General features: G+C 47.6%; 23 protein-coding genes and 3 tRNA genes. 20 read left to right on the top strand and 6 right to left on the bottom strand.

Features of this window, described 5'->3' with window-relative positions:
- The first annotated feature begins 7 nt into the window (after window positions 1–7).
- The 7 genes from AS158_RS06070 to AS158_RS06100 are packed head-to-tail and all read left to right on the top strand — an operon-like array spanning window position 8 to window position 6332.
- Entirely contained in the window at window positions 8–1012 is a 1005-nt protein-coding gene (locus tag AS158_RS06070; protein WP_008192165.1) for an ABC transporter ATP-binding protein, read from the top strand.
- 3 nt (window positions 1013–1015) lie between these two features.
- Entirely contained in the window at window positions 1016–2170 is a 1155-nt protein-coding gene (locus AS158_RS06075; RefSeq protein WP_008192163.1) for an ABC transporter ATP-binding protein, read from the top strand.
- Window positions 2167–2655, top strand: coding sequence for a hypothetical protein (locus tag AS158_RS06080; RefSeq protein WP_008192162.1), 489 nt, complete (start codon window positions 2167–2169; stop codon window positions 2653–2655). Before AS158_RS06075 ends, AS158_RS06080 begins: the two co-directional genes overlap by 4 nt.
- Before the next feature lie 12 nt (window positions 2656–2667).
- Complete coding sequence (locus tag AS158_RS06085; protein ID WP_008192160.1) at window positions 2668–3660, top strand: ABC transporter ATP-binding protein; 993 nt, start codon at window positions 2668–2670, stop codon at window positions 3658–3660.
- Window positions 3644–4498: a VIT1/CCC1 transporter family protein gene (locus AS158_RS06090; RefSeq protein ID WP_165304717.1), complete on the top strand. Its 855-nt coding sequence runs from the start codon at window positions 3644–3646 to the stop codon at window positions 4496–4498. The genes AS158_RS06085 and AS158_RS06090 overlap by 17 nt, the downstream gene beginning before the upstream one ends.
- Before the next feature lie 12 nt (window positions 4499–4510).
- Complete coding sequence (locus tag AS158_RS06095) at window positions 4511–5071, top strand: 3'-5' exonuclease (protein ID WP_012310544.1); 561 nt, start codon at window positions 4511–4513, stop codon at window positions 5069–5071.
- A gap of 4 nt (window positions 5072–5075) precedes the next feature.
- Complete coding sequence (locus AS158_RS06100) at window positions 5076–6332, top strand: PhoH family protein (protein ID WP_012310545.1); 1257 nt, start codon at window positions 5076–5078, stop codon at window positions 6330–6332.
- On the opposite strand, the gene scpB is transcribed toward AS158_RS06100, so the two are convergent.
- Genes scpB through trpS form a run of 3 tightly spaced genes read right to left on the bottom strand, consistent with a single transcriptional unit; the run spans window position 6297 to window position 8463 of the window.
- On the bottom strand, window positions 6297–6800 hold the full coding sequence (gene scpB / locus AS158_RS06105) for an SMC-Scp complex subunit ScpB (protein ID WP_011943070.1): 504 nt from the start codon (window positions 6798–6800) through the stop codon (window positions 6297–6299). The genes AS158_RS06100 and scpB overlap by 36 nt on opposite strands.
- Window positions 6778–7467: a ScpA family protein gene (locus tag AS158_RS06110; RefSeq protein ID WP_165304718.1), complete on the bottom strand. Its 690-nt coding sequence runs from the start codon at window positions 7465–7467 to the stop codon at window positions 6778–6780. The genes scpB and AS158_RS06110 overlap by 23 nt, the downstream gene beginning before the upstream one ends.
- 9 nt (window positions 7468–7476) lie before the next feature.
- The gene (gene trpS / locus AS158_RS06115) at window positions 7477–8463 is read right to left on the bottom strand and encodes a tryptophan--tRNA ligase (protein WP_011943072.1); all 987 of its coding nucleotides are present in this window, start codon (window positions 8461–8463) and stop codon (window positions 7477–7479) included.
- Between the two features lie 57 nt (window positions 8464–8520).
- Here trpS and AS158_RS06120 point away from each other — a divergent pair, with 57 nt between their 5' ends.
- The 3 genes from AS158_RS06120 to AS158_RS06130 are packed head-to-tail and all read left to right on the top strand — an operon-like array spanning window position 8521 to window position 10362.
- Complete coding sequence (locus AS158_RS06120; protein WP_010865134.1) at window positions 8521–9135, top strand: DUF4897 domain-containing protein; 615 nt, start codon at window positions 8521–8523, stop codon at window positions 9133–9135.
- Window positions 9107–9841: an NAD-dependent protein deacylase gene (locus AS158_RS06125; RefSeq protein ID WP_011943073.1), complete on the top strand. Its 735-nt coding sequence runs from the start codon at window positions 9107–9109 to the stop codon at window positions 9839–9841. The genes AS158_RS06120 and AS158_RS06125 overlap by 29 nt, the downstream gene beginning before the upstream one ends.
- Entirely contained in the window at window positions 9838–10362 is a 525-nt protein-coding gene (locus tag AS158_RS06130; RefSeq protein ID WP_011943074.1) for a DUF6115 domain-containing protein, read from the top strand. Before AS158_RS06125 ends, AS158_RS06130 begins: the two co-directional genes overlap by 4 nt.
- On the opposite strand, the gene prmC is transcribed toward AS158_RS06130, so the two are convergent.
- Both prmC and AS158_RS06140 read right to left on the bottom strand, forming a co-directional pair.
- A complete protein-coding gene (gene prmC / locus AS158_RS06135) occupies window positions 10343–11191 on the bottom strand; it encodes a peptide chain release factor N(5)-glutamine methyltransferase (protein WP_012310546.1) in 849 nt (282 codons plus the stop codon). The two genes, AS158_RS06130 and prmC, sit on opposite strands and share 20 nt — an antisense overlap.
- Entirely contained in the window at window positions 11140–11448 is a 309-nt protein-coding gene (locus AS158_RS06140) for a metal-sulfur cluster assembly factor (RefSeq protein WP_011943076.1), read from the bottom strand. The genes prmC and AS158_RS06140 overlap by 52 nt, the downstream gene beginning before the upstream one ends.
- 72 nt (window positions 11449–11520) lie before the next feature.
- On the opposite strand from AS158_RS06140, the gene AS158_RS06145 reads away from it, so the two are divergent.
- From AS158_RS06145 to AS158_RS06160, 4 genes are read left to right on the top strand one after another with little or no spacing between them, the layout of a single operon-like run.
- Entirely contained in the window at window positions 11521–11805 is a 285-nt protein-coding gene (locus AS158_RS06145) for an MTH1187 family thiamine-binding protein (protein WP_011943077.1), read from the top strand.
- Entirely contained in the window at window positions 11777–12529 is a 753-nt protein-coding gene (locus AS158_RS06150; protein ID WP_011943078.1) for an ABC transporter permease, read from the top strand. Before AS158_RS06145 ends, AS158_RS06150 begins: the two co-directional genes overlap by 29 nt.
- The gene (locus tag AS158_RS06155) at window positions 12526–13476 is read left to right on the top strand and encodes an ABC transporter substrate-binding protein (protein ID WP_011943079.1); all 951 of its coding nucleotides are present in this window, start codon (window positions 12526–12528) and stop codon (window positions 13474–13476) included. Before AS158_RS06150 ends, AS158_RS06155 begins: the two co-directional genes overlap by 4 nt.
- A complete protein-coding gene (locus tag AS158_RS06160; RefSeq protein ID WP_235231264.1) occupies window positions 13401–14180 on the top strand; it encodes an ABC transporter ATP-binding protein in 780 nt (259 codons plus the stop codon). The genes AS158_RS06155 and AS158_RS06160 overlap by 76 nt, the downstream gene beginning before the upstream one ends.
- On the opposite strand, the gene AS158_RS06165 is transcribed toward AS158_RS06160, so the two are convergent.
- Complete coding sequence (locus AS158_RS06165; RefSeq protein ID WP_012310548.1) at window positions 14164–18411, bottom strand: acyl-CoA dehydratase activase; 4248 nt, start codon at window positions 18409–18411, stop codon at window positions 14164–14166. The two genes, AS158_RS06160 and AS158_RS06165, sit on opposite strands and share 17 nt — an antisense overlap.
- A gap of 99 nt (window positions 18412–18510) precedes the next feature.
- Here AS158_RS06165 and AS158_RS06170 point away from each other — a divergent pair.
- The 6 genes from AS158_RS06170 to secG all read left to right on the top strand — a co-directional run bounded on the left by AS158_RS06170 (window position 18511) and on the right by secG (window position 22973).
- Window positions 18511–18586, top strand: a tRNA-Lys gene (locus AS158_RS06170).
- Between the two features lie 5 nt (window positions 18587–18591).
- Window positions 18592–18678 (top strand) — tRNA-Leu (locus tag AS158_RS06175).
- A gap of 11 nt (window positions 18679–18689) precedes the next feature.
- Window positions 18690–18764 (top strand) — tRNA-Gly (locus AS158_RS06180).
- A 63-nt stretch (window positions 18765–18827) separates the two neighbouring features.
- Entirely contained in the window at window positions 18828–19976 is a 1149-nt protein-coding gene (locus AS158_RS06185) for a TIGR00529 family membrane protein (protein ID WP_012310549.1), read from the top strand.
- Complete coding sequence (gene uvrA / locus AS158_RS06190; protein ID WP_038033638.1) at window positions 19973–22723, top strand: excinuclease ABC subunit UvrA; 2751 nt, start codon at window positions 19973–19975, stop codon at window positions 22721–22723. Before AS158_RS06185 ends, uvrA begins: the two co-directional genes overlap by 4 nt.
- A gap of 19 nt (window positions 22724–22742) precedes the next feature.
- Complete coding sequence (gene secG / locus AS158_RS06195; RefSeq protein ID WP_004081487.1) at window positions 22743–22973, top strand: preprotein translocase subunit SecG; 231 nt, start codon at window positions 22743–22745, stop codon at window positions 22971–22973.
- Window positions 22974–22975: the final 2 nt, after the last annotated feature.

Genomic DNA, 22975 nt, shown 5'->3' on the forward strand with positions numbered 1-22975 from the left:
GATCGAATTGACAGAGCCTCTGCTTAGGGTGGAAAATCTGAAAACCTATTTCTATACAGAAGACGGTGTGGTGAAGGCGGTCGATGGTGTTTCTTTTGAGGTCAGAGAGGGAGAAACCCTGGGCATCGTTGGGGAATCCGGAAGTGGAAAAAGTGTGACATCGCTCTCAATAATGAGACTCCTGGATCAGAACGGAAAGATAGTTGATGGAAAGATCATCTTCAAAGGAAGGAATCTTCTCGAACTTTCAGAGAGCGAAATGAGGAAGATCAGAGGAAAAGAGATCGCCATGATATTTCAAGAACCCATGGTGGCTTTGAACCCTGTTTTCACGATAGGGGATCAGATAATGGAGGCAATAATTCTTCACCAGAACGTCTCTGAAAAAGAAGCGAGAAAAATGGCTATAGATCTTCTCAGAAAAGTGGGAATTCCCGAACCTGAAAAGAGAGTGGATGAGTACCCCCACCAGCTCTCCGGTGGGATGAGACAGAGGGCTATGATAGCCATGGCACTCTCCTGCAGACCGAGTCTTCTCATAGCGGACGAACCCACCACCGCTCTCGACGTGACCATACAGGCTCAGATCCTGGAGCTCATGAAGGAACTCCAGAAAGAATACGGAATGGCAATCATTCTGATCACCCACGATATGGGCGTCGTTGCGGAAATGTCCGATAAAGTTGCTGTCATGTACGCGGGAAAGGTGGTCGAGTACGGAGACGTGAAAACCATCTTCACCGAACCCAAGCACCCCTACACCTATGCTCTTCTCGAATCCATTCCCAGAATAGACGTAGAACAGGAGAGACTGAAGAGCATTCCGGGAAACGTACCCGACCCGCTCAACTTCCCTCCGGGATGTAAATTCCATCCCAGATGTGAATTCTTCGAAAAAGGAAAATGCGACGTTGAAGAACCTGAACTGGAAGACCTGGATGGCAATCACAAGGTGAGGTGTTTCTTCTGGCAAAAACTCGATGAAATGAGACATGCAAAAAGCGAGGTGTGAAACGTGAGCAGGGAAATCCTTAGAGTTGAAAATCTGGTGAAACATTTTCCCATAAGGGCTGGTGTTTTTAAGAGAATTGTTGGATGGGTGAAGGCCGTCGATGGTGTCAGCTTCAGCATAAACGAGGGAGAAACCTTCGGCCTCGTTGGAGAGTCGGGTTGTGGAAAAACCACGATTGGAATGACCCTGCTCAGACTGTACGAGCCAACATCGGGACGCATCATCGTGGACAACGAAGACACGACCTACTACTTCATGCCGCGTTCCAAGGCAAAAAAATACATAAAGCGCACCTATCTGAGCAGGTTCGTCAACATGAAGGAGTCAGATGTGGAAAAACTGGAAGGTGTCGACAGAGAGTACGCCCGTATTTTCTTTGAGGAGGCAAAGGGTTCTCCAAAGAAGTTCATGTCCATTCTTCTCGATGATCTACCGGAGAAAAGGAAAAAATTTCGAAGAGAGATGCAGATAGTGTTCCAGGATCCATACAGTTCCCTGAACCCGAGGTTGAGAGTGAAGAGCATAGTGGGTGAAGGCATCGTCACACACAGGATCGCAAGGGGGGAAGAAGTAGAGAAACGAATCAAAGAAATCTTGGAGGATGTGGGTATTCCTTCGGCTTACGTGTACAGGTTTCCACATGAATTCTCCGGTGGTCAGCGCCAGAGAATCGGAATCGCACGTGCCCTGGCTTTGGAACCCAAACTCGTCGTGGCGGACGAGGCCGTCGCTGCTCTGGACGTCTCGATAAGAAGTCAGATCATAAACCTCATGGAAGATCTTCAGAGGGAACACAAACTCACGTACATTTTCATTTCGCACGATCTGGCTGTTGTAAAGCACATAAGCGATAGAATAGGTGTGATGTATCTTGGAAAGATGGTGGAACTTGCTCCTAAAAAAGACTTGTTCGAAAAACCGCTCCACCCTTACACTGTAGCTCTCATGTCTGCGATACCGGTACCTGATCCAACAAAGAAGAGGGAAAGAATCATTCTCAAAGGAGATGTTCCGAGCCCTATAAATCCGCCGTCTGGCTGTAGATTCCACACAAGATGTCCCATAGCGAAAGAGATTTGCTCCAAGGAAGAACCGGCTTTTCGAGAGGTTGAAGAGGGACACTTCGTCGCCTGTCACTTCCCGGGTGAGCTGAGGTGAGAAGGTACTGGCTGGTAATTTTGTTGATCGCCATCGTCATTCTGTTTTTTAGAGTGAAGTGGGAAGTGAAGAGAATACACGTTGAAGATCCAGAGATCAAAAAAATGGTTGAGGAAATTCTTCGGGAAAAACGTTACAGATACAAGTTCACCGACACCAGAGAGAGAGCTCTGATAATAGAAAAGGACAGAGCTATCGTACCGCCAAACGAAGTAGTTCTCCACCTGGACTGGCCGGAGAAAGTGAAAGAGAAGGTGAAAGAACTGGTTGAACCGTTCTTTCAAAAGATAGAGCTTTCCGCCACAGAATCACAGATGGCTACAGCAGAGGTGTTTTTGGAAGCTGTGATCGAAAGTTTCTTTGAAGGAAATCAGTCTCTGTTTGAGAATTCTTACTACTGCGGGGAGATCTACGTGTTTTCAAACGGAAAATGTGTGGCGGAGTACGATCCGTCAACTGGAGAACTCGTTTTTCTCGATAAATAGGAGGTGAACGGTTTGGCAACGCTTCTGGAAGTGAAAAACCTCAGCACGTGGTTTTACATGGAAGAAGGTGTAGTCAAAGCCGTGAACGATGTGAACTTCTCGCTGAATTCCAACGAAGTTCTCGGAATTGTCGGTGAGACTGGTTCCGGCAAGAGTGTGACAGTGAAATCCATAATGCGCCTCATAAAGCCTCCCGGAAAAATAGTGAGCGGTGAGATCATATACAAAGGTCAGGATATACTGAAGATACCCGAAAAAGAAATGCACAGGATTCGAGGAAAAGAGATCGCAATGATCTTTCAGGATCCGATGATGTCTCTTAATCCGCTTTACACGATAGGAGACCAGCTCATGGAAACGATCAGGTATCATCTTGGCTACGACAAGAGAAGAGCCTATCTGAGAGCGGTGGAAATGCTGGAACTCGTTGGAATACCGGAACCCGAAAAAAGAATGAACAACTATCCATTCGAATTCTCAGGTGGAATGAGGCAGAGGGTGGTTATAGCCATCGCCCTGTCCTGCAATCCCAGTGTGCTCATAGCGGATGAGCCCACCACCGCCCTCGATGTGACCATACAGGCACAGATCCTGGAACTCATGAAAGAACTTCAAAAAGAGTTCAAAACGGGACTCATCTTCATAACACACGATCTTGGTGTGATCGCTTCCATGGCAGACAGGATTATGGTGATGTACGGAGGAAGACAGGTCGAGATAGGAACATCCGATCAGATCTTCTACTCACCCAGACACCCTTACACGAAGATGCTCCTGAGAAGCGTGCCGAGAGTGGATAAAAGACTTGAAAAGCTCGAGTCCATACCGGGGCAACCCCCAAGGATGGTCGACATACCACCGGTGTGTCCCTTCTTGCCTCGCTGTCCAAGAAGAGTGGAGAGGTGCTTGAAAGAATTACCAGAGCTTTCCGAGATAGAAGAAAACCACTACGTCAGATGTTTCAATCCGGTTGAGGAGGAAGTGAGTCTTGAAAGAAATTCTTGATTTTCAGAAAAACGAGATCACTGAATACCACGTGTATCGAAAGCTATCGAAGAGAACGAACAAGAAAAACGCTGAGATCCTTCTTGCGATAGCGGAAGATGAGAAAAGCCACTACGAAAAACTGAAAAACATCACCGGGAAGGATGTTAAGCCTTCCTATATCAGGATGTTCTGGTACTCACTGCTTTCCGTTCTTTTTGGTTTGACTTTCACTCTCAAACTCATGGAAAACAACGAGAAAAAAGCGGAAAGAGCCTATGAAAGACTGGAGAAAGAGTATCCAGAAGTAGTCCATATTCTCAAAGACGAAGAAAAGCATGAAGAAGAGCTTCTGAACATGCTCGACGAAGAGCGTCTCAATTACGTGAGTTCTATGGTTCTCGGGTTGAACGATGCTCTCGTGGAACTGACGGGGGCACTCGCTGGTCTCACGTTCGCCTTTCAAAACACCAAGATAGTCGGATTGTCCGGCTTGATAACCGGTATCGCTGCAGCCTTCTCCATGGCAGCTTCCGAGTATCTTTCGCAGAGATCGGAAGAAGGATCAGGTGAATCCAAACCCTTAAAAGCCGCCATCTACACAGGCATCGCTTACATCGTAACGGTCGCCGTGCTGGTGGCTCCATACCTCATACTCAAAAACCCATTCTTATCACTTGTCCTTACTTTGACGGGAGCCGTTCTCATAGTTCTTCTTTTCACCTTTTTTGTCTCGGTGGTTAAAGAGAAGGATTTCGCGAAATACTTTCTTGAGATGTTCCTTTTGAGTTTCGGTGTGGCAGGATTTTCTTTCCTCGTCGGTATACTCGCGAGGAAGATCTTTGGAATCGAAATCTGAGGAGTGCTCGCCATGATATGGAACGACACCGTTTTTTGCGTCGTAGACACAGAAACCACGGGAACCGATCCCTTTGCCGGAGACCGGATAGTTGAAATAGCCGCTGTTCCTGTCTTCAAGGGGAAGATCTACAGGAACAAAGCGTTTCACTCTCTCGTGAATCCCAGAATAAGAATCCCTGCGCTGATTCAGAAAGTTCACGGTATCAGCAACATGGACATTGAGGAAGCACCTGATATGGATGCGGTTTACAATCTCTTCAGAGACTACGTGAAAGGGACGGTGCTCGTGTTTCACAACGCCAACTTCGACCTCACTTTTCTGGATATGATGGCAAAAGAAACGGGAAATTTTCCAATAACGAATCCCTACATTGACACACTCGATCTTTCAGAAGAGATCTTTGGAAGACCCCATTCTCTCAAATGGCTCTGCGAAAGACTTGGGATAAAAACCACGATACGGCACCGTGCACTTCCAGATGCCCTGGTGACCGCAAGAGTTTTTGTGAAGCTTGTTGAATTTCTTGGTGAAAACAGAGTCAACGAATTCATCCGTGGAAAACGGGGGTAATAAAATGGTTAAGAACTACGTTCTCGACACGAACGTCTTGATTCACGATCCAGATTCCATCTTCTCCTTCGAAGACAACAACGTGATCATTCCTCTTCCCGTTCTTGAAGAGCTCGACAAGCTGAAAAGAGAACACGGAAGTGTGGGAAAGAACGCCCGAGAGGTGATTCGACACCTCGATGAACTCAGAAAGAAAGGAAATCTCAGAAAAGGAATCCCGCTGGAGAACGGCGGAATTCTCCGCGTCATGGTTTTGGAAAGAGAAGTGGAGAACGTTCCAAGATTCCTTCACGAACGCTACGTGGACAACATCATTCTCGCGTACGTGATAGAGCTCATGAACAGAGAAAAGATCCCCACCATTCTCGTCAGCAAGGATATAAATCTTCGGGTGAAAGCGGACTCTCTTGGTATTCCCGCCCAGGACTATCTGACCGATCGATCCGAGCTGGAGACGATGCCTAAGGGGTATGTCGAAATCGACGACGAAGAACTCAAAAAACAGTTAAAAGTGAAAGGAGTTGTGGAAAAGAAACTCGACCTTCTCGACAATTTCTACATAGATCTGGGTGGAGTGTACGGGAAATATCGCAAAGGAAAAGTTCTGAGAGTGGAACCTTTCGAGACTATGGGCATTTCTCCGCGGAACAGAGAACAGATCTTTTCCATGGATGCCCTTCTGGATGACGAAATACCTCTGGTCTTCCTTGTTGGAATCGCAGGAACCGGAAAGACGCTTCTCGCTCTCGCTTGCGGTCTCTACAAAGTCCTCGTTGAAAAACGCTACAAAAAACTGATAGTGACTCGTCCTACGGTTCCCATGGGACGCGATATCGGGTATCTCCCCGGAGAACTTGAAAAGAAAATGAAACCGTGGCTCCAACCGATAATGGACAATCTTGAACTCATATCTTCTCTTTCCGGTTTGAAAATCAAGGAACTCGAGAAACAGGAAATACTGGAAGTGGAAGCGATATCTTTCATCAGGGGAAGATCCATACCAAAGCAGTTCATCATCATAGACGAAGCACAGAACCTCACTCCACACGAGGTAAAAACGATCCTCACACGTGTGGGAGAAGACACCAAGATAGTTCTCGTTGGAGATCCGTACCAGATCGACACCCCGTATCTGGACAAAGACACGAACGGACTGGTTTACGCAGCCTTGAAACTTCTGGAATCGGATCTTTCCGCGGTGATAAAGCTGGAGAAGGGAGAAAGGTCAAGACTCGCCACCATCGCTGCTGAGCTTCTGTGAGACCTCTTTCAATATTTCATCCAGCATGGTGCTTTCAACAAACGAAGGGGAAAGCTGATACAGATAGCTTTTCCCCTTTCTTTTCTTTCTGACAATTCCCATTCTCTGAAGCGAGGAGAGAACAGCGGATGAGTCTTTCCCCCTGAACGCGTCTATTTCGCTCTTTGGAATCGGTCCTGAGAGGAGAAGCAGTGCCACCACTTCCATCTGCGCATCGGTGAGATTTTTGTACTTCCTTCCGGACAGCTTAGAAACGAAATCAGCGTACTCAGGTTTGGTGAAAAAACGATACCTTCCATTCACCTCTCTCAGAACAACTCCGTGTGCTTCGTCTTCGTATTCCTTTTTCAATTCTTCGAGAACTCTTTTTATCTCTTCAGGATCTTTTTCGAGTATTTTGATAAGCCTTTCCAGAGTGATACCATTTGAAGCAAATATGAGTGCCTCAATAGCGGCCTTGAGCTGCATTTGTGTACCTCCTGATCCTGCTTTCTCCCACGAGAATCAATTTCCCTATCTTCACAAGCTCGAGGATAGCAAGAAGTCTGACTATCAGTTCGTAGACATTCTCCGCTCTGGAAAGCAATCGCAGGATCTCGATCTCACCATCTATTTCATCAAGTATTCTCTCCATCATCTCTTCAACAGAAAGAGTTTCGCTCCTCACCTTGTGTACAGCTTCACGTAGTGATTCTTCTTTCCATATCCTCTCGAGCGTTTTCCTGAACCTTTCCAGGCCTTCTATTCTTTCAAAGAAGACACTTCTCACCCTGATTTGTTTTCTCTTCAGAAGATTCGTTTCATTTCTGATTCTCTGGATAATTTCCTTCACCTTGGAGTATTCCTCAATTCTTCTGTAGAGTTCTTCTTTCTTTCTGTCTACCTCTTCTTTTTCTTCTTCTCTCACTCTCGGAATGAGCATTTTCGACTTGAGCTCCATCAGAGTGGAGGCCATTTCCAGAAAATCGGAGGTGACCTTCATATCCAACTTTTTCATCTGCTCGAGGTATTCTACGAACTCGTCTGCGAGCTGTGCGATGGATATTTCTCTGATATCTACCTTTTTCTTTCTCACAAGATAGAGCAGAAGATCGAGAGGTCCCTCGAAAACGGGAAGTTTGAAGACAAGTTCCATTCTTTCACCTCAGAACATCAAGTTCATGGCCTTTCTCACTTCCTCCATCGTTTTAGAGGCTACTTCTCTGGCCTTCTTCGTCCCTTCCATTATAACGTCTTCTACGTAATGTGGATCTTCGTCTATATTTTTGAAATTTTCCCAGATCGGTGCCAATTTTCGTTTCATATTCTTCAACAGCAACTTCTTACAATCAACACAACCGATGCTGGCCGTTGTACAGCCTTCCCATACCCATTTGCTCTCTTCTTCACTGATATCGAACGCCTGGTGGTATTTCCATACGGGGCAGTTCTCCGGATTTCCAGGGTCGCTCCTTCTCACTCTTGCCGGGTCGGTCATCATTCTCAGTATAGTCTGTTCCAGTTCTTTTTCCGTGATTTCAAGGTTTATTATGTTCCCATAGCTTTTGCTCATCTTTCGGCCGTCCGTTCCTGGAAGCTTTGGAACTCGAGACAGAATTGCTTCTGGTTCTGGAAAGACTTCATCGTAGAGATAGTTAAAACGCCTGGCGATCTCCCTCGTGAGTTCTATGTGGTAAACCTGATCTTCACCGACTGGTACTCCTTCAGCTTTGTAGATCAAAATATCGGCTGCCTGAAGAACGGGATAGATGAGAAAACCAGCCGTGGAAAGATCTTTGTAGTTCAGCTCACTTTTTATCTCTTTGTAAGTGGGAACCCTCTCGAGACGTGAAACAGAAACGATCATGCTGAAAAGCAGTGCAAGCTCAGCGTGCTCTTTGACACCAGACTGAACAAAAATCACGGACTTTTCAGGATCTATTCCACAGGCGAGAAATCCCCTCACCAGGTCGCGGGTGTATTCTTTGAGCTTCGAAACATCGTCGTAGTGGGTGGTCAAAGCGTGCCAATCCGCGACAAAGTAGAAACATTCGTTTCCTTCTTCCTGAAGCTTCACCCAGTTTTCCAGAGCTCCCACGAGATGACCTATATGGAGTTTTCCGGTAGGTCTCATGCCGCTCAGTATTCTCAACTTTTATCCCTCCATGTTCTGTGATAATATTAATTGAGAATATCAAGAATGAGGAGAGTGAAAAGGTTGAGCTCAAGAACCATCTACATCTTGCTGATCATCATGGTTGTTTTCATGCTCGTCGAATTTCTCTTTTTCTTTCTGGGAGGAAGAGCTCCCTTTGAAATAGTATACTACAGGAGCACCATGGAATACGATTATTCCGGGAACGCCACGTTCACCACCAGTGCGAAGCTTTATTTTAAAGATGAGAAGAAAAAAGAAGAGTACAAGATCAATTATGCTTCTGCATCTAAGGAGGAGTTGAATAAATACTTTTCTCAGATCAGCAAAGAAGTTGGAAGAGAAATAGTTCCACTGGATTACAACGTGAGAGTTGAAGACACAGGAGGTATGCTCGAAGTCACAGAAACAACGCTCCTGAGGGGAGCTGCACAGGTGAAGGGTGATGTCTTGGACACCAGCATGGGAAGTCTCACAATGAACGTAGCGGGTGAAACGGAGATCGTCGTGAAATTACCTGAAGACGCAGCTGTGATATCGGTCACACCAACCCCATCTGAACGTGAGAACAACACTCTGATCTGGCGTCCAGATTCATCCATGGTGTTTCCAAAAGTTATCTTTAAAAGGGTGAATGAAAATGAAGGAATTCCTGGATCTTCTCAATGAATCCAGATTGACCGTCACTCTCACGGGAGCCGGTATCAGTACCCCAAGCGGCATACCAGATTTCAGAGGACCGAATGGGATATACAAAAAGTATTCCCAGAATGTCTTCGACATTGATTTCTTCTACTCTCACCCTGAGGAATTCTACCAATTCGCCAAGGAAGGTATTTTCCCTATGTTAGAAGCAAAACCGAACCTTGCACACGTGCTGCTCGCAAAACTGGAAGAAAAGGGCCTGATAGAGGCTGTGATCACACAGAACATAGACAGACTTCACCAGAGAGCGGGCAGTAAAAAAGTGATAGAGCTACACGGAAACGTTGAGGAGTATTACTGTGTGAGGTGTGAGAAAAAATACACCGTCGAAGATGTTATAGAGAAACTCGAATCATTGGATGTTCCACGCTGTGATGACTGCAACGGTTTGATCAGGCCGAACATCGTGTTCTTTGGGGAAAATCTGCCGCAAGACGCCCTCAGGGAAGCGATCGAACTTTCATCCAAGGCCAGTTTGATGATCGTCCTGGGATCTTCGCTCGTTGTGTATCCCGCTGCCGAGCTTCCCCTCATAACTGTCAGGAGCGGTGGAAAGCTCGTTATCGTGAATTTGGGAGAAACTCCTTTCGATGATATCGCAACTTTGAAGTACAACATGGACGTTGTCGAGTTCGCCAGAAGAGTGATGGAAGAAGGAGGTATCTCATGAATCTCGTAGACTATCTGGTGGTGCTTTCCACGGTGGGAACGGTGGTCTTTTCGTGGACGTATCTTCTCCTTGGGAGGAACGGTAACTCAAAAGAGCCGAATCAGGAGGATGTAGAAGAGAGGATCATGGAACTCATGGGAAAGTTCCGCTACCTGTCGGCCAACAGACTCGAACTCCTCGAAAAGAAGACACAAGAGTTAAGAAAACTCATATCCGAAGCCAACACCGTGATGTCAAGGCTGATGGTCAAGATGTCCGAAATAGAAAGAGAAAGGATCTTCTCCTCTGAAGATGAAGGGGAAAAATCTGAAAAGATGGAAAAACCAATTATCCCTGTTATTCAAGAGCAGGATGAAACGAAAGCGGAAGAAAAAGAAGAGGAACTGGAAACCGCTTTAGAAAGAAGAATCGTCTCGATGTACGACAGGGGATTTTCAGAAGTGGATATCGCCAAAAAACTGGGTATCACGGTTGGAGAAGTCAGACTGATACTCCAACTGTTCAAGAGGAACGCCGGTTGAGAAAGAGAAAACGGTACTTTCCGGCGGAATCCTTCAGGAAAACAGCGTCGGAAACGATCTTTTTCAACTCCTCCACCTGGTCTTCTCCTATCTCCATCAGCACAATCTTTCCACTCGTGTTGTACCTGCCGAAAAATTCTCTGTAAAAGTCGAGGCCGTCCTCTCCTCCAAAAAGCGCCTCTGCAGGTTCGAAAAGAACATCTTTTGGCAGATGAGCACTTGATTTCACGTATGGAGGATTCGAAAGGATCATCTCGATCGATGCGAACTTTTCTTTGAACGGTTCAAGAAACTCACCTTTTCTCACAAAGAATCTGTCGGAAACACCGTGCCTCTCCGCGTTTTTTCTGGCGACTTCAACAGCTTTGGAAGAAACGTCCGTCGCGAAAACAACCACATCGGAGAATTTCGCTACACTCACTCCAATGGCACCGCTTCCTGTTCCTATGTCTGCGACTGCTTTTATTCCGTACTTTCTTATCAGCTCGAGGGCGAGTTCGACCAGTTCCTCCGTCTCCGGTCTTGGAACGAATACACCTTCTTCCACGAGTAAAGAAAGACCCATGAACTCTTTCTCACCGAGAATGTAGTGCAGGGGATATCCACTTGCTCTTTTCTCCACGAGTTTCAGAATCCTTTTTTCCTCAGTTGGAGAAACTACCAAGTCTTTCAAAAAGAGATCTTCCTTGCGGATCCCAAGTACCCGGGAAACGATGAGTAACACCTCAAGAACAGGAGTTTCGGTCACTCCCTCGAGTTTTCCAGAGCAGTCTTTTATCAAACTCCAAATTTTTCTCTCAGCTCCGGAGACATTCTTTCTGGTGTCCATGGTGGGTCGAATGTGAGCTCCACCTCCACGTTGTTGACTCCCTCGATCCTCTTTATCGCCTCTTCAGCGTCGGAAAGAATCATTCCGGCAAGAGGACACATGGGTGTGGTCATTGTCATGAGGACTTTCACGTTGTTCTGATCGTCTATCTGGATGTCGTACACCAGACCCAGACTCACCACATCCAGACCGAGTTCAAAATCGATCACGTTTTTCAGGGCGTTCAGAACATCTTCTTTAGTCACCTTTTTCGACATCGGCATCCCTCCCGGTTCTATTATACTATGTTATAATTCAAATTAGAAGAGCCGAATTGAGGAGGTGAAAAAATGCCGAAAGTAACGGTTTCCATAAAGGTGATTCCCGCCGTGGAAGATGGAAGACTCCACGAGGTGATCGACAGAGCGATCGAAAAGATCTCTTCGTGGGGCATGAAATACGAAGTGGGTCCTTCCAACACCACCGTGGAAGGTGAATTCGAAGAGATCATGGATCGTGTGAAAGAGCTCGTCAGATACCTTGAACAGTTCGCGAAACGATTCGTTCTTCAGCTGGACATCGATTACAAAGTCGGAGGTATCACGATTGAAGAGAAGGTATCGAAGTACCGCTAAATGGCTGTTTTTTATAGCTCTGATTTTCGTGTGGGAGTTCTCGAAAGTCCCACAGTATCTTCTTCCCAAACCTTCTTCCATAGTTCTCGAGGGACTTTCGCAGTGGAAAATCTTGATGGATCACAGTCTCTACACGATCCTTGAGGCTTTTTCTGGCCTGGTTATAGGCCTCGTGTTGGGAATGGGGCTTGCGGTCCTGATGGATCTGTTCCAGACGGTGAAAGAGGTAATGTACCCGATCCTCATCATCTCACAGGCGATACCCATCGTTGCTGTGGCACCGCTCGTCATCATCTGGTTCGGTCTGGGCGTGGGCACGAAAATAGGCATAGTAGCGTTCGTCACACTCTTTCCGGTTGCGCTCAACACTCTCGAAGGATTCAGAACGATCGATCAGGACGCTCTGGATCTTTTCAAAGTGATGAAGGCAACGAAGATCCAGATCTACAGGTACCTTGTACTACCGCACACGTTACCTTACGTTCTCTCTGGGCTCAAGATATCCGCCACATACGCTGTGGTTTCCGCTGTGATAGGAGAATGGCTTGGAGCAGAAAAAGGCCTGGGCATATACATGATAAGGGCAATGAACACCTTCAGAGCTGACAGGCTCTTTCTCTCTGTGATAGTTGTGGTTGTGCTCAGCGTTGCCGTCTTCAAGATAGCTGATATTCTCTCCAGAAAACTCACACCTTGGTTCGAGGAAAGGAGGCTGGTAAAATGAAAAGACTGACCTTCATTGCGATGTTTTTGATCTCTGTCCTTGCACTTTTCGCTGAAGAGGTAACGGTCGTACTGGACTGGTATCCCAACACGAACCACACGGGGCTCTACGTAGCCAAGGACCTTGGATACTACAGAGAAGAAGGGTTGGATGTGAAGATCGTTCAACCGTCTCGGTTGACAGCGGAACAGCTTGTAGCGAGTGGAAAAGCGGAATTTGGCGTGAGTTATCAGGAAGCGGTCACCCTCTCCAGAGGAGAAGGGATGCCCATCGTCTCCATAGCTGCCATCATCCAGCACAACACATCGGGTTTCGCTTGGCTGAAGGATGAAGGAATCAAAAGTGTGAAAGACTGGGAGGGTAAGAGATACGGAAGCTGGGGTTCTCCTATAGAGAAGGCGACCATAGAATACATCATGAGAAAATACGGTGCAGATCCTTCAAAGGTGATTTTTGTGAACGTGGGACAGATGGATTTCTTTGCGGGAACGCTGAACAATGTGTTCGATTTTGCCTGGATCTTCTACGGATGGGACGGTGTTGCCAGCAAGGTGAAAGGGATAGAGATAGAGTTCCTCCCGCTGAAGGATATAGACGAAGTCTTTGACTACTACACGCCGGTTCTGATAACGAGCGAATCTCTCATAAAGCAAAATCCAGATCTCGTAAGAAGATTTTTGAGAGCCACGGCCAAGGGATACGAGTACGCAATACAGCACCCTGTGGAGGCAGCCAAAATACTCCTCAAATACGCTCCGGAACTGGATGAAAAGATCGTTGTAGAATCTCAAAAGTACCTCGCAGGTCAGTACAAAGCGGACGCGGAAAAATGGGGCTACCAGAAAGAAGAAGTCTGGAGGAGATACGCGGAATGGCTTCACTCTATGGGATTCCTGAAAGAGACGATAGACGTGACGAAGGCGTTCACAAACGAGTTCCTACCGTGATAAAGGTATCCCACCTCACGGTTTGCTACGGAGAACTCAAAGCGGTGGAGGATCTCTCCTTGGAGGTTCAAAGGGGAGAGATCCTCTCCCTTGTGGGACCATCCGGATGTGGAAAGACCACCGTTGTGAAGGCTATTCTGGGATTGATTCCCTACGAGGGAAAGATAGAGATCTTCACATCTCGTCTCGGATACTGTCCTCAAAAGGATGTGCTGTTCGACTGGATGACCGCCTATGAGAACGCCGTGCTCCCACTCGTTCTCAGAAAAGAACTGCCGCCATCAAACATAAAAGAATTGTTTGAACGATTCGGTCTTTCTGGCTTTGAAGAGAAAAGGCCGTACCAGCTGAGTGGCGGTATGAGGCAGAGACTGTCTCTTCTGAGGGCCGTTCTATCGGGCGAGGAGCTCCTCGTACTCGATGAACCTTTTTCTTCGGTAGATGCTTACACTCGAAAGAAACTCCAGATATGGCTTTCTGAGATCGTACACAGGATGAAAAGTACGGTCGTACTCATCACTCACGACGTGGAGGAAGCGGTCTTCCTTTCAGACAGAATATTGATCCTCTCCGATCGCCCCGCAAGGATTTTGAAGGAAATACGCGTGCCGTTTCCAAAGCCGAGAACCATAAAAACTTTTTCCGATCCTCGTTTCTCAGAAATAGAAGAAGAGGTGCTGGAGACTCTCATGAATCAACCCTGATATTTTCAGGGAGAGTCTCTTCAGTTTCCTCCAGGGTGTTCTCCGTGTTCAGCAGACCGTTCAGGTAGTTTCTCAATCTTCTGACCTGGAACATGAACGCCTCCAGCTTGCTCTGTACCGTTGGTGTGAACGGATTCCCATCGGACTCTATGTGTATCACGGGAAGGTCTCCGAACTCGTCCAGTACTTTTCTCAAAACCCCTGTGGTCTTCTCTTTTTGTTCTTTCAAGCCTTTTTTCACAACCGCTTCCGCTATCCTGCTCGGCATGCAACCAAAGGGTCCTATTGAGATGATACCATCGTAGTGGTTTACGATCTCATGCAGGACGGTTCCTATGGTGAGGATCGCTTCTCCGGTGAGCTTTGGATTCAGGTAGTCTTTCGCCGCGTCAACAATGGATTCTACATCCACCATATGAGACCTGTAAAAGCCGCTTTTTTCCAAGATTTTTTTCACTCTTCTCTCTACGTACCTTTTCACGAGGATCTCGATTCGCTTCTTCAGCCTGTCCACGCGGGTGGAATTCGGAGAGATCAACCTGTTGAGGTACAGATAATCCGTGTAATAGATCCACTCGTGGACCGGCGATATGTGCATGATGATCCCGTTCTTCTCCATCAGGTTTTCGAGGTGTTTTCTGGAAAACTCGTCTCTTCTCACGTAGATTTCTCCTGTGAGCAGTACCTTCGGTGCCTTTTCGTAATCCATTATTCTCTCAACACCCGAAAGTATCTCTGAGACTTCATCGAGTGTTTTGAAGAAGTCCCTGAGAGAATCGTTTGCAAGACTGTTCAATATCTTTTCCCTGCATCCTTCAAGGATTTTTTTCGCTTCTTCTTTGTCCCTCGCCAGCGTCATCACAGCGCGTTCCACATCGAAGAACACATCGGAAACGACAACAGCCAGCCATGCTCTGATCCTGAAAGCGATTCCAAGCCCCGCGTAGGCGTTTTCGGAATTCAAACCGAAGAGCGTCACGTTTCTCACGTTGTTCCTGTCGAGCCACAGGTTCATGAAGACACTGTACTGCCCGAAACGGCACGGTCCCATCGTCTCTGGCATGAAATAAAGTATGATCTCGTCATCGGATGCTTTCTCTCTGATGTACTTTATGAGGCTTCCAAGAGTGAGTTGAAGAGGAAGACACTCCTTCGAAAGAGAGTTCCCCCTTCCGAGTTTGAACTCCTCGACGTCCGGTGGAGGACACACGTCGGACCTGACACCGTAGTATCTGAAAGCCGCAGAAAGACACTGAGACCCGAACTGACCCATCGACGGGAAAACAACCTTCACCCTTTCATCGTTGAGCCGCAGTCTCTCTCCGTCCGGAGTGATCACGTAGAGGGTGTTTTTCTCCAGCACTGTTTGGGGTCTTTTCGCACTCTTTCTTTCTTCTTTCTTTCTCTGAAGTCTGAGATAACTCTTCACAATGTCTATGAAGGCTTCGATTCTCGTTTCTATGCCCGCGTCCGCTGTGTGACTGTCGAGTTCCAGAACGAGTGATGGTTTCTTCGCCATTATGTCTCTGAAGTAAGAGATGATGAAAGAATCGGGCCCACAGCTGAAGTTGGTGATGTAAACCCCAAAGAGTTTTGGATGCTTTTCGACGAATCGTGACGCTTTGAGAATCATCTCTCCCCACGACCAGTACATGTTTCTGTAGCCCTTTTCATCCTCGAAGGGTATGGAATCGAAGTTGATGATGGGAATTCCGCGGGTGGCGAATTTTTCGGGGATTCCCATGTTCGCATCGGAAGAGAAGGCGTTGTAAGATCTTCCAAAGAGAACCACACCGAATTCCGACTCGTCAAGAATTTTCAGAAATTCATTCCACTGTTTCTTTATGAGACTAAACCTTTCGTTGAAAGCCTTCCAGGCCTTTTCAAAGGCTCGTTCCCCTTCCTCGCGTGATCTTCCAAGCCTTTCAGCCACTCTGAGAAATTCTTCCTTTTCATCACCGCGCGAGAAATCGAAATAGCCCGTCACGAGCTTTTCTTCCATTTCAGGAAACGCAGATGTGAGCCAGTCAACTTCACTCTGAACAAAGGGACAGAAGACGTTGTAGTTCTCTGAATTTTCCACTTTGATTCCTCTCAACCTTGGAACGAATATCAGATCCGGATTCTTCGAGATCAGATCGTACATGTAGCCGTGGGAGAGTTCCACCGGGAAGCAGAATTCGGAGTTCATCATCTCCCAGCCGCGTCTGTCGGACTTTTCGGGAACCACAACGTCGAAACCGAGTTCTGTAAGGAAGGTGTAGAAAAGCGGGAAAAGGTTGTTCATCGCCAAAGATCTGCTCAAACCGATGGTCTTTGCTCCCTTCACTTCTCTCTCGAGGTGGAAAATGTATTTCTCCCTGTTTTTGACGAAGTTGTACTTTGTGCTGTCTATGTTGGCGTGTCTCAGCACGTTCTCGTACTTGTTGCAGGCACCACCGAACGGGAACCGCTTTCCATCGATCTCTATGATCCTGATCTCACACTTTCTATCGCATTTTTCTTTCCCACCGGGACAGATGAACGTTCCTCTGTATCTGACTTCTCTGGAGATCAATTCCTTCAGTTTGAACTCTTTCTTTTCCAGAAAACCGAGTTCAAGATTCTCTTTGGTGAGCAGAGCCACTCCGTAAGCGCCCATCAAACCCGGGTGCGGGGGAACAACTATGTTCTTTCCAACGAGAGCAGCCATGGCAACAGGCACCGCTTTGTTGTAGCAAACTCCGCCCTGCATGAAGATCTTCTTTCCTACAGGTCTGCTTCCTTTCACCCTGTTCAGGTAGTTCATACACACGGAGTACACAAGCCCGGCGCATATGTCTTCTTTAGAGATCCCTTCGTTCACCGCCGTCTTGACGTCGCTTCCTATGAAGGCCGCGCACTGATCGCTGAAGTTCGGAGGATTTTCGCCTTTCAGAGCGAGATCTCCGATCTCGGTGTAGTGGACTCCAAGGGACTCTCCCGCTGCCTCTTCGAGGAAAGATCCCGTCCCGGCCGAACAGGCTTCGTTCATCGCGTAATCCGCCGGAACCCCGTTCACCAGATAGGTGTACTTGGCATCTTGACCTCCTATCTCGAAGATCGTGTCCACCTCTGGATCGAAATGAGCGGCCGCTTTCGCGTGCGCCATTATCTCGTTGTACACGGCGTCGGTCTGAGAATACAGCCCAACGATCTTCCTCCCTGATCCCGTCACACCGAGTCCGATTATCTTCACTTTCGTCCCGTTGAGCTGCTCCAATATAGAGGAGTAGCACTGCCTTGCCGCTCTTATGGGATCTCCCAGAGTTCGAAGGTACACTCCCGCCAGGATGGCTTCATCATCGTATCTCATCAGCACCGCTTTCGTTGTGGTGGATCCAACGTCTATTCCCAGCACACACACATCCCCATCTCTTGCCTGCTGGAACGGCATTTCTTTGAACTCGACCATGTGCAGGTACTTTTTGAGAGGCTCGTGAGTGGGAAAACTGGTAATTTCTTCTTTTTTGATCGTGAAGGTCTTTTTCGATACCACTCCGTTCAGCTTTCCCCACAGGTAAGCCCCGTAGGCTTCGAAGAACAGCGCTTCTTCCGGAACGATCACTTCCAGAACTCTTTCCAGGTGCTTCAACATGAGCCTGTTTCTCGTCGTTCCACCGACAAGGAGGATCTTCTTAACTCCTGCCTTGTGAGCCAGTTCCACTATCTTGTCGGCCATCACCTTTCCAAGACCGTTCAGAACGAGTTCCTTTGGAACCCCTTTGTTCAGCGCGTGGGTGCAATCACTCTTGCAGAAAACGGTACACCTCGAGGAGAGTTCATAGTACTCTTCCGTCTCGACACTGTTGGCTTCCTCAAGAGATATTCCCATCCTCTGAAGCTGCTGAAGGAAGAATTCTCCCGTTCCCGAGGCGCACTTGCTACCCGTGTATATGCCGGTTATGATTCCCTTATCGTTCACTCTGTAGAGAATGGTGTTCTCCCCACCGGCACTGACAACGGCTTCGACCTTTCCGTATTTTTTCATGAGATGCCTGTAGGCGATTTCCGTTGCCTCCGCTTCGGATATCTGAGGCAGATCTATTATTTCTCTTGTCTTTCGACCTGTGATGACCACGGGCCCTTCATCGAGAAAAGCGGGGATCATCATGGAAAGCAGAGCGAGGGGATCTCCGTTGTGAGGAAGATTTCCTTTCTCCCTTTCACTGTAGAATGAAACACTCGAGGAACCGATGCACACTCCGGTCATTTCACATCACCTCTTTGTTGAATATTTTAACACCTAACGTTCGCAGTCTCAACTCACCTCTTGAAATCCTCTCCACTCTGTGATATCATTTGTACCGGCGACCCGGTAGCTCAGCAGGCAGAGCACCTGACTTTTAATCAGGGGGTCGTGGGTTCGAATCCCACCCGGGTCACCAGCGGTGCGAGAGTGGCGGAACTGGCAGACGCGCTGGACTTAGAATCCAGTGGGCTGAAGCCCGTGTGGGTTCAAGTCCCACCTCTCGCACCAGGATAGAGCAGGCGGGTGTAGCTCAGTGGTAGAGCACCAGCTTGCCAAGCTGGGGGTCGCGGGTTCGAATCCCGTCGCCCGCTCCAGACAAGAAAGAAGGGGAAATCTCCCCTTCTTCTTTTTCTTTACGTCGTGGAGGTAGAAGAGTCTTGAACACTCTGTCAGTGTTGTTATCCCTTTTCACAGTCATTGTTGTGCAGAGAGTTTTCAAAAAACTTTCCATTTCTCTGCTCTCTGGTGTCATCGTGATGATTCTCTCTCTCAAGGTGAGAAACATTCCGGAAATTCTTTCCTGGACGATCTCTTCAGATTCCTTCTGGTCACTCATTGCGACGGTTTTTCTGATATACCTTCTTTCAGGAATGATGGAAAATTCAGGTGATTACAACCGCTTTTCCGAGGAAATGCGAACTATCTTTTCGAAGAACGTGGATTCGTTCGTCCCCGCTCTCATAGGTCTCATGCCGATGCCCGGCGGAGCTCTCTTCACAGCTCCCATAGTGAAGAATTCACTTCCCGAAGAGAATCCGCTGAAACTCGCCGTCAAGAACTACTGGTTCAGACACACGATAGAATTCTTCTGGCCCATATATCCAGCTGTGGTGCTCGTCTCTGAACTCTCCGGGATCCATCCGGGAAAGGTTTCTCTGACTCTCTTTCCTGTGTTTGCCATAGCCTTTCTTCTGGGATGGTTTTTTTTCAATGGAAAGCAACTTCCCCGTCTCTCTAAACCCAGATCTTTCTTCAATCTTCTTCCACTGATACCCGTTCTGGGAACGGGTGTTCTCATACTTATTTTCAAAGTTCCAGGATGGTTCGCACTTCTTTTGAGCACATCGGGTTATGCGGTATTCAGGAGAAGATACCTTCTAAAGACTCTGAAGCAGGTTTTCAATAAGTGGGATGTTTTTCTCGTCCTTTTTCTTGTTTACATCTACAAGGTCATAGTTGAACACTCCGGCGTGGGTGAAGGCATCGCGGCTGAATTTGTCAGATGGAATCTTTCTCCCTGGATCCTTCTCATCTTTTTACCTCTCGTGTCGGGAATCTCCACGGGTATCACACAGGCAGCCGTCGGTATTTCTCTTCCTGTTTTGATGGAGGTGTTCAGCAGCAAGTACGCCGTGTACACCTACATGTTCGCTGTGGGTGGTGTCATACTGTCTCCGGTTCATCTGTGCGTCGTGCTGTCTGCGAAATTCTTCGAGGTAGAGGTGTTCGACATTCTAAAGAAGGTGTTCCTCCCACTGGTGCTGACTCTGATCCTCGGCGCCCTCGTTTTGGGGGTGATCCTGTGAACGAAATCGTGGTGAAAGGAGCAAGAATTCACAATCTGAAAAACATAACCGTGAGGATTCCAAAGAACAGGCTTGTTGTCATAACGGGAGTTTCAGGATCGGGGAAGTCTTCACTCGCCATGGACACGATATACGCCGAAGGGCAGAGAAGATATCTGGAGTCACTTTCTACGTATGCGAGACAGTTCCTCGGCAACCTGAAAAAACCCGATGTTGACGAGATAGAAGGGCTTTCCCCCGCCATAGCCATAGATCAGAAAACCGTCTCTCACAATCCCAGATCGACCGTTGGAACGGTGACGGAAATTTACGATTACCTGAGGGTGCTCTACGCGAGGATAGGAAAAGCCCACTGCCCTGAGTGCGGAAGGCCTCTCGAGAAAAAGAGCATCGATGAGATCCTTCAGGATTTGTTCAATTCTTTCAAAGAGGGGAGTCGAATCTACATACTCGCACCAGTTGCGACGGAGAAGAAAGGAACATTCAAAAAAGAGATCGAAGAGTTCATCTCCAAAGGATTCGCGAGAATAGAAATAGACGGCGAGATTTACAGGCTCGAGGAAGTGCCGGAACTCGACAAGAACAAACGACACACTGTGAAGCTGGTGGTCGATAGGTTGATCCTTGAAACCAGAAACGAACACAGGATACTGGACAGTCTCGAGCTAGCAATGAGGGAAGGAAAAGGATTCGTCGAGATCAGAAACGTCGACACCGGAGAATGCAAGATCTTCAGCGAAAACCTCATGTGCCCGGTGTGTGGTATCGGGTTTCCAGAGATCACACCAAAGCTGTTTTCTTTCAACAGTCCGTACGGTGCGTGTCCGAACTGTCACGGCCTCGGCTTCACATTTGAGGTGGATCCATCCCTCGTGATAGACGAAGAGAAGAGCGTTCTCGAAGGTGCGATCATTCCGTACAGATGGGACAGAAGGCTCTCGAGATGGGTCGCAAGGGAGATAGAAAAGCGAGGTGTTTCCCCTCACCTTCCCTTCAAAGATCTGCCTGAAGATGTGAAAGAGTTCATCTTGTACGGAGATGATCGTTTCGAAGGAGTGGTTCCAAAAGTTCAGAGGTGGCACAGAGAAACGGAATCTCCCGAGATGAAGGAGTGGCTGGAAAAGAACTTCATCGTACAGAGAACCTGCTCCGTCTGCGGTGGGAAAAGACTGAACAGGGAAGCCCTCTCTGTGAAGATAAACGGTTTGAACATACACGAGTTCACCGAGCTTTCTATCTCAGAAGAACTCGAATTTTTGAAGAATCTGAATCTCACCGAAAGAGAGCGAGAAATCGTGGGAGAACTCCTGAAGGAAATAGAAAAAAGGCTCGAATTCCTCGTGGACGTTGGACTCGAATATCTCACTCTCTCCAGATCCGCCACCACACTCTCTGGAGGAGAATCTCAGAGAATAAGGCTCGCAACACAGATAGGTTCGGGTCTCACGGGAGTCATCTACGTTCTGGACGAGCCGACTATTGGACTCCACCCAAGGGACACAGAGCGACTGATAAAAACCCTCAAAAAGCTCAGAGATCTTGGAAACACGGTGATAGTGGTGGAACACGATGAGGAAGTGATCAGGAACGCTGACCACATCATAGACATCGGACCGGGCGGGGGAACGAACGGTGGTCGGGTCGTCTTCCAGGGTACCGTGGATGAACTTTTGAAAAATCCAGACAGCTCTCTGACGGGTGAATACCTCTCGGGGAAAAGAAAGATCGCAGTAAACAAAACGAGGCGGCTTCCTTACGCGTCTTTGAAGATCAAAGGCGTTCGTCACAACAATCTGAAGAACATAGACGTTGAGATTCCCCTCGGTGTCTTCGTCTGTGTCACGGGAGTGTCGGGATCTGGAAAATCTTCCCTCGTCATGGAAACGCTCTACCCGGCGTTGATGAATCTCCTTCACAAAACCAAACTTCCCGCTGGAGAATTCGATTCGATCGAAGGACACGAGAACATCGACAAGGTGATCGCGATAGATCAATCTCCCATTGGAAGAACACCGAGGAGCAACCCGGCTACCTACACCAAGGTGTTCGACGAAATAAGAAGCCTCTTTGCCATGACCCCCGCTGCTAAGGCACGTGGTTACACCAAGAGCAGATTCAGCTTCAATCTGAAGGGAGGAAGATGTGAAGCCTGTCAGGGTCAGGGTTACGTGAAGATAGAAATGCTCTTCCTTCCCGATGTGTACGTGGAGTGCGATGTTTGCAAGGGAAAGAGATACAACAGAGAAACACTCGAGATAACCTACAAAGGAAAAAACATTTCTGATATACTCGATATGACGGTGGATGAAGCGCTGGAGTTCTTCAAGAACATACCCTCTATAAAGAGAACGCTTCAGGTTTTGCACGATGTGGGCTTGGGATACGTGAAACTCGGGCAACCAGCCACCACCCTCTCCGGGGGTGAGGCGCAGAGAATCAAACTCGCCTCTGAGTTGAGAAAAAGAGATACGGGAAGAACCCTCTACATACTCGACGAACCAACTGTGGGACTTCACTTTGAAGACGTGAGAAAACTCGTGGAAGTTCTCCACAGGCTGGTAGATAGAGGAAACACCGTAATCGTGATAGAACACAATCTCGATGTCATAAAAAACGCAGACCACATCATAGATCTCGGTCCTGAAGGTGGAAAAGAAGGTGGCTACATAGTTGCAACGGGAACACCAGAGGAAATAGCAAAGAATCCTCACTCTTACACCGGAAGATTCTTGAAGAACGTGTTATAATGCCCAGGGAGGTGTAGTGATGAAGACGTTTTTCCTAATCGTTCACACCATCATAAGCGTGGCTCTCATCTACATGGTCCAGGTACAGATGTCGAAATTCTCAGAGCTCGGTGGTGCCTTCGGAAGTGGAGGACTTCACACCGTTTTTGGAAGGAGGAAAGGCCTCGACACCGGTGGAAAGATCACTCTTGTCCTGTCTGTACTCTTTTTCGTTTCCTGCGTAGTAACAGCTTTCGTCCTAACGAGGTGATG

The organism is Thermotoga sp. 38H-to, from assembly GCF_011057665.1.
In the GTDB taxonomy this organism is placed as follows: domain Bacteria; phylum Thermotogota; class Thermotogae; order Thermotogales; family Thermotogaceae; genus Thermotoga.

Excerpts from the sequence above, each read along its gene's own strand:
- AS158_RS06110 (WP_165304718.1), bottom strand. The coding sequence starts at position 7,467 with ATGGAACTTGTCTTCAAACTTCCCGTTTTCGAGGGACCTCTCGATCTT.
- prmC (WP_012310546.1), bottom strand. The coding sequence starts at position 11,191 with ATGGACACCAGAAAGAATGTCTCCGGAGCTGAGAGAAAAATTTGGAGT.
- AS158_RS06160 (WP_235231264.1), top strand. The coding sequence starts at position 13,401 with ATGGCTTCACTCTATGGGATTCCTGAAAGAGACGATAGACGTGACGAA.
- AS158_RS06130 (WP_011943074.1), top strand. The coding sequence starts at position 9,838 with ATGAATCTCGTAGACTATCTGGTGGTGCTTTCCACGGTGGGAACGGTG.
- AS158_RS06165 (WP_012310548.1), bottom strand. The coding sequence starts at position 18,411 with ATGACCGGAGTGTGCATCGGTTCCTCGAGTGTTTCATTCTACAGTGAA.
- AS158_RS06095 (WP_012310544.1), top strand. The coding sequence starts at position 4,511 with ATGATATGGAACGACACCGTTTTTTGCGTCGTAGACACAGAAACCACG.
- AS158_RS06145 (WP_011943077.1), top strand. The coding sequence starts at position 11,521 with ATGCCGAAAGTAACGGTTTCCATAAAGGTGATTCCCGCCGTGGAAGAT.
- scpB (WP_011943070.1), bottom strand. The coding sequence starts at position 6,800 with ATGCAGCTCAAGGCCGCTATTGAGGCACTCATATTTGCTTCAAATGGT.
- secG (WP_004081487.1), top strand. The coding sequence starts at position 22,743 with ATGAAGACGTTTTTCCTAATCGTTCACACCATCATAAGCGTGGCTCTC.
- AS158_RS06125 (WP_011943073.1), top strand. The coding sequence starts at position 9,107 with ATGAAGGAATTCCTGGATCTTCTCAATGAATCCAGATTGACCGTCACT.
- AS158_RS06155 (WP_011943079.1), top strand. The coding sequence starts at position 12,526 with ATGAAAAGACTGACCTTCATTGCGATGTTTTTGATCTCTGTCCTTGCA.
- AS158_RS06140 (WP_011943076.1), bottom strand. The coding sequence starts at position 11,448 with ATGTCGAAAAAGGTGACTAAAGAAGATGTTCTGAACGCCCTGAAAAAC.
- AS158_RS06100 (WP_012310545.1), top strand. The coding sequence starts at position 5,076 with ATGGTTAAGAACTACGTTCTCGACACGAACGTCTTGATTCACGATCCA.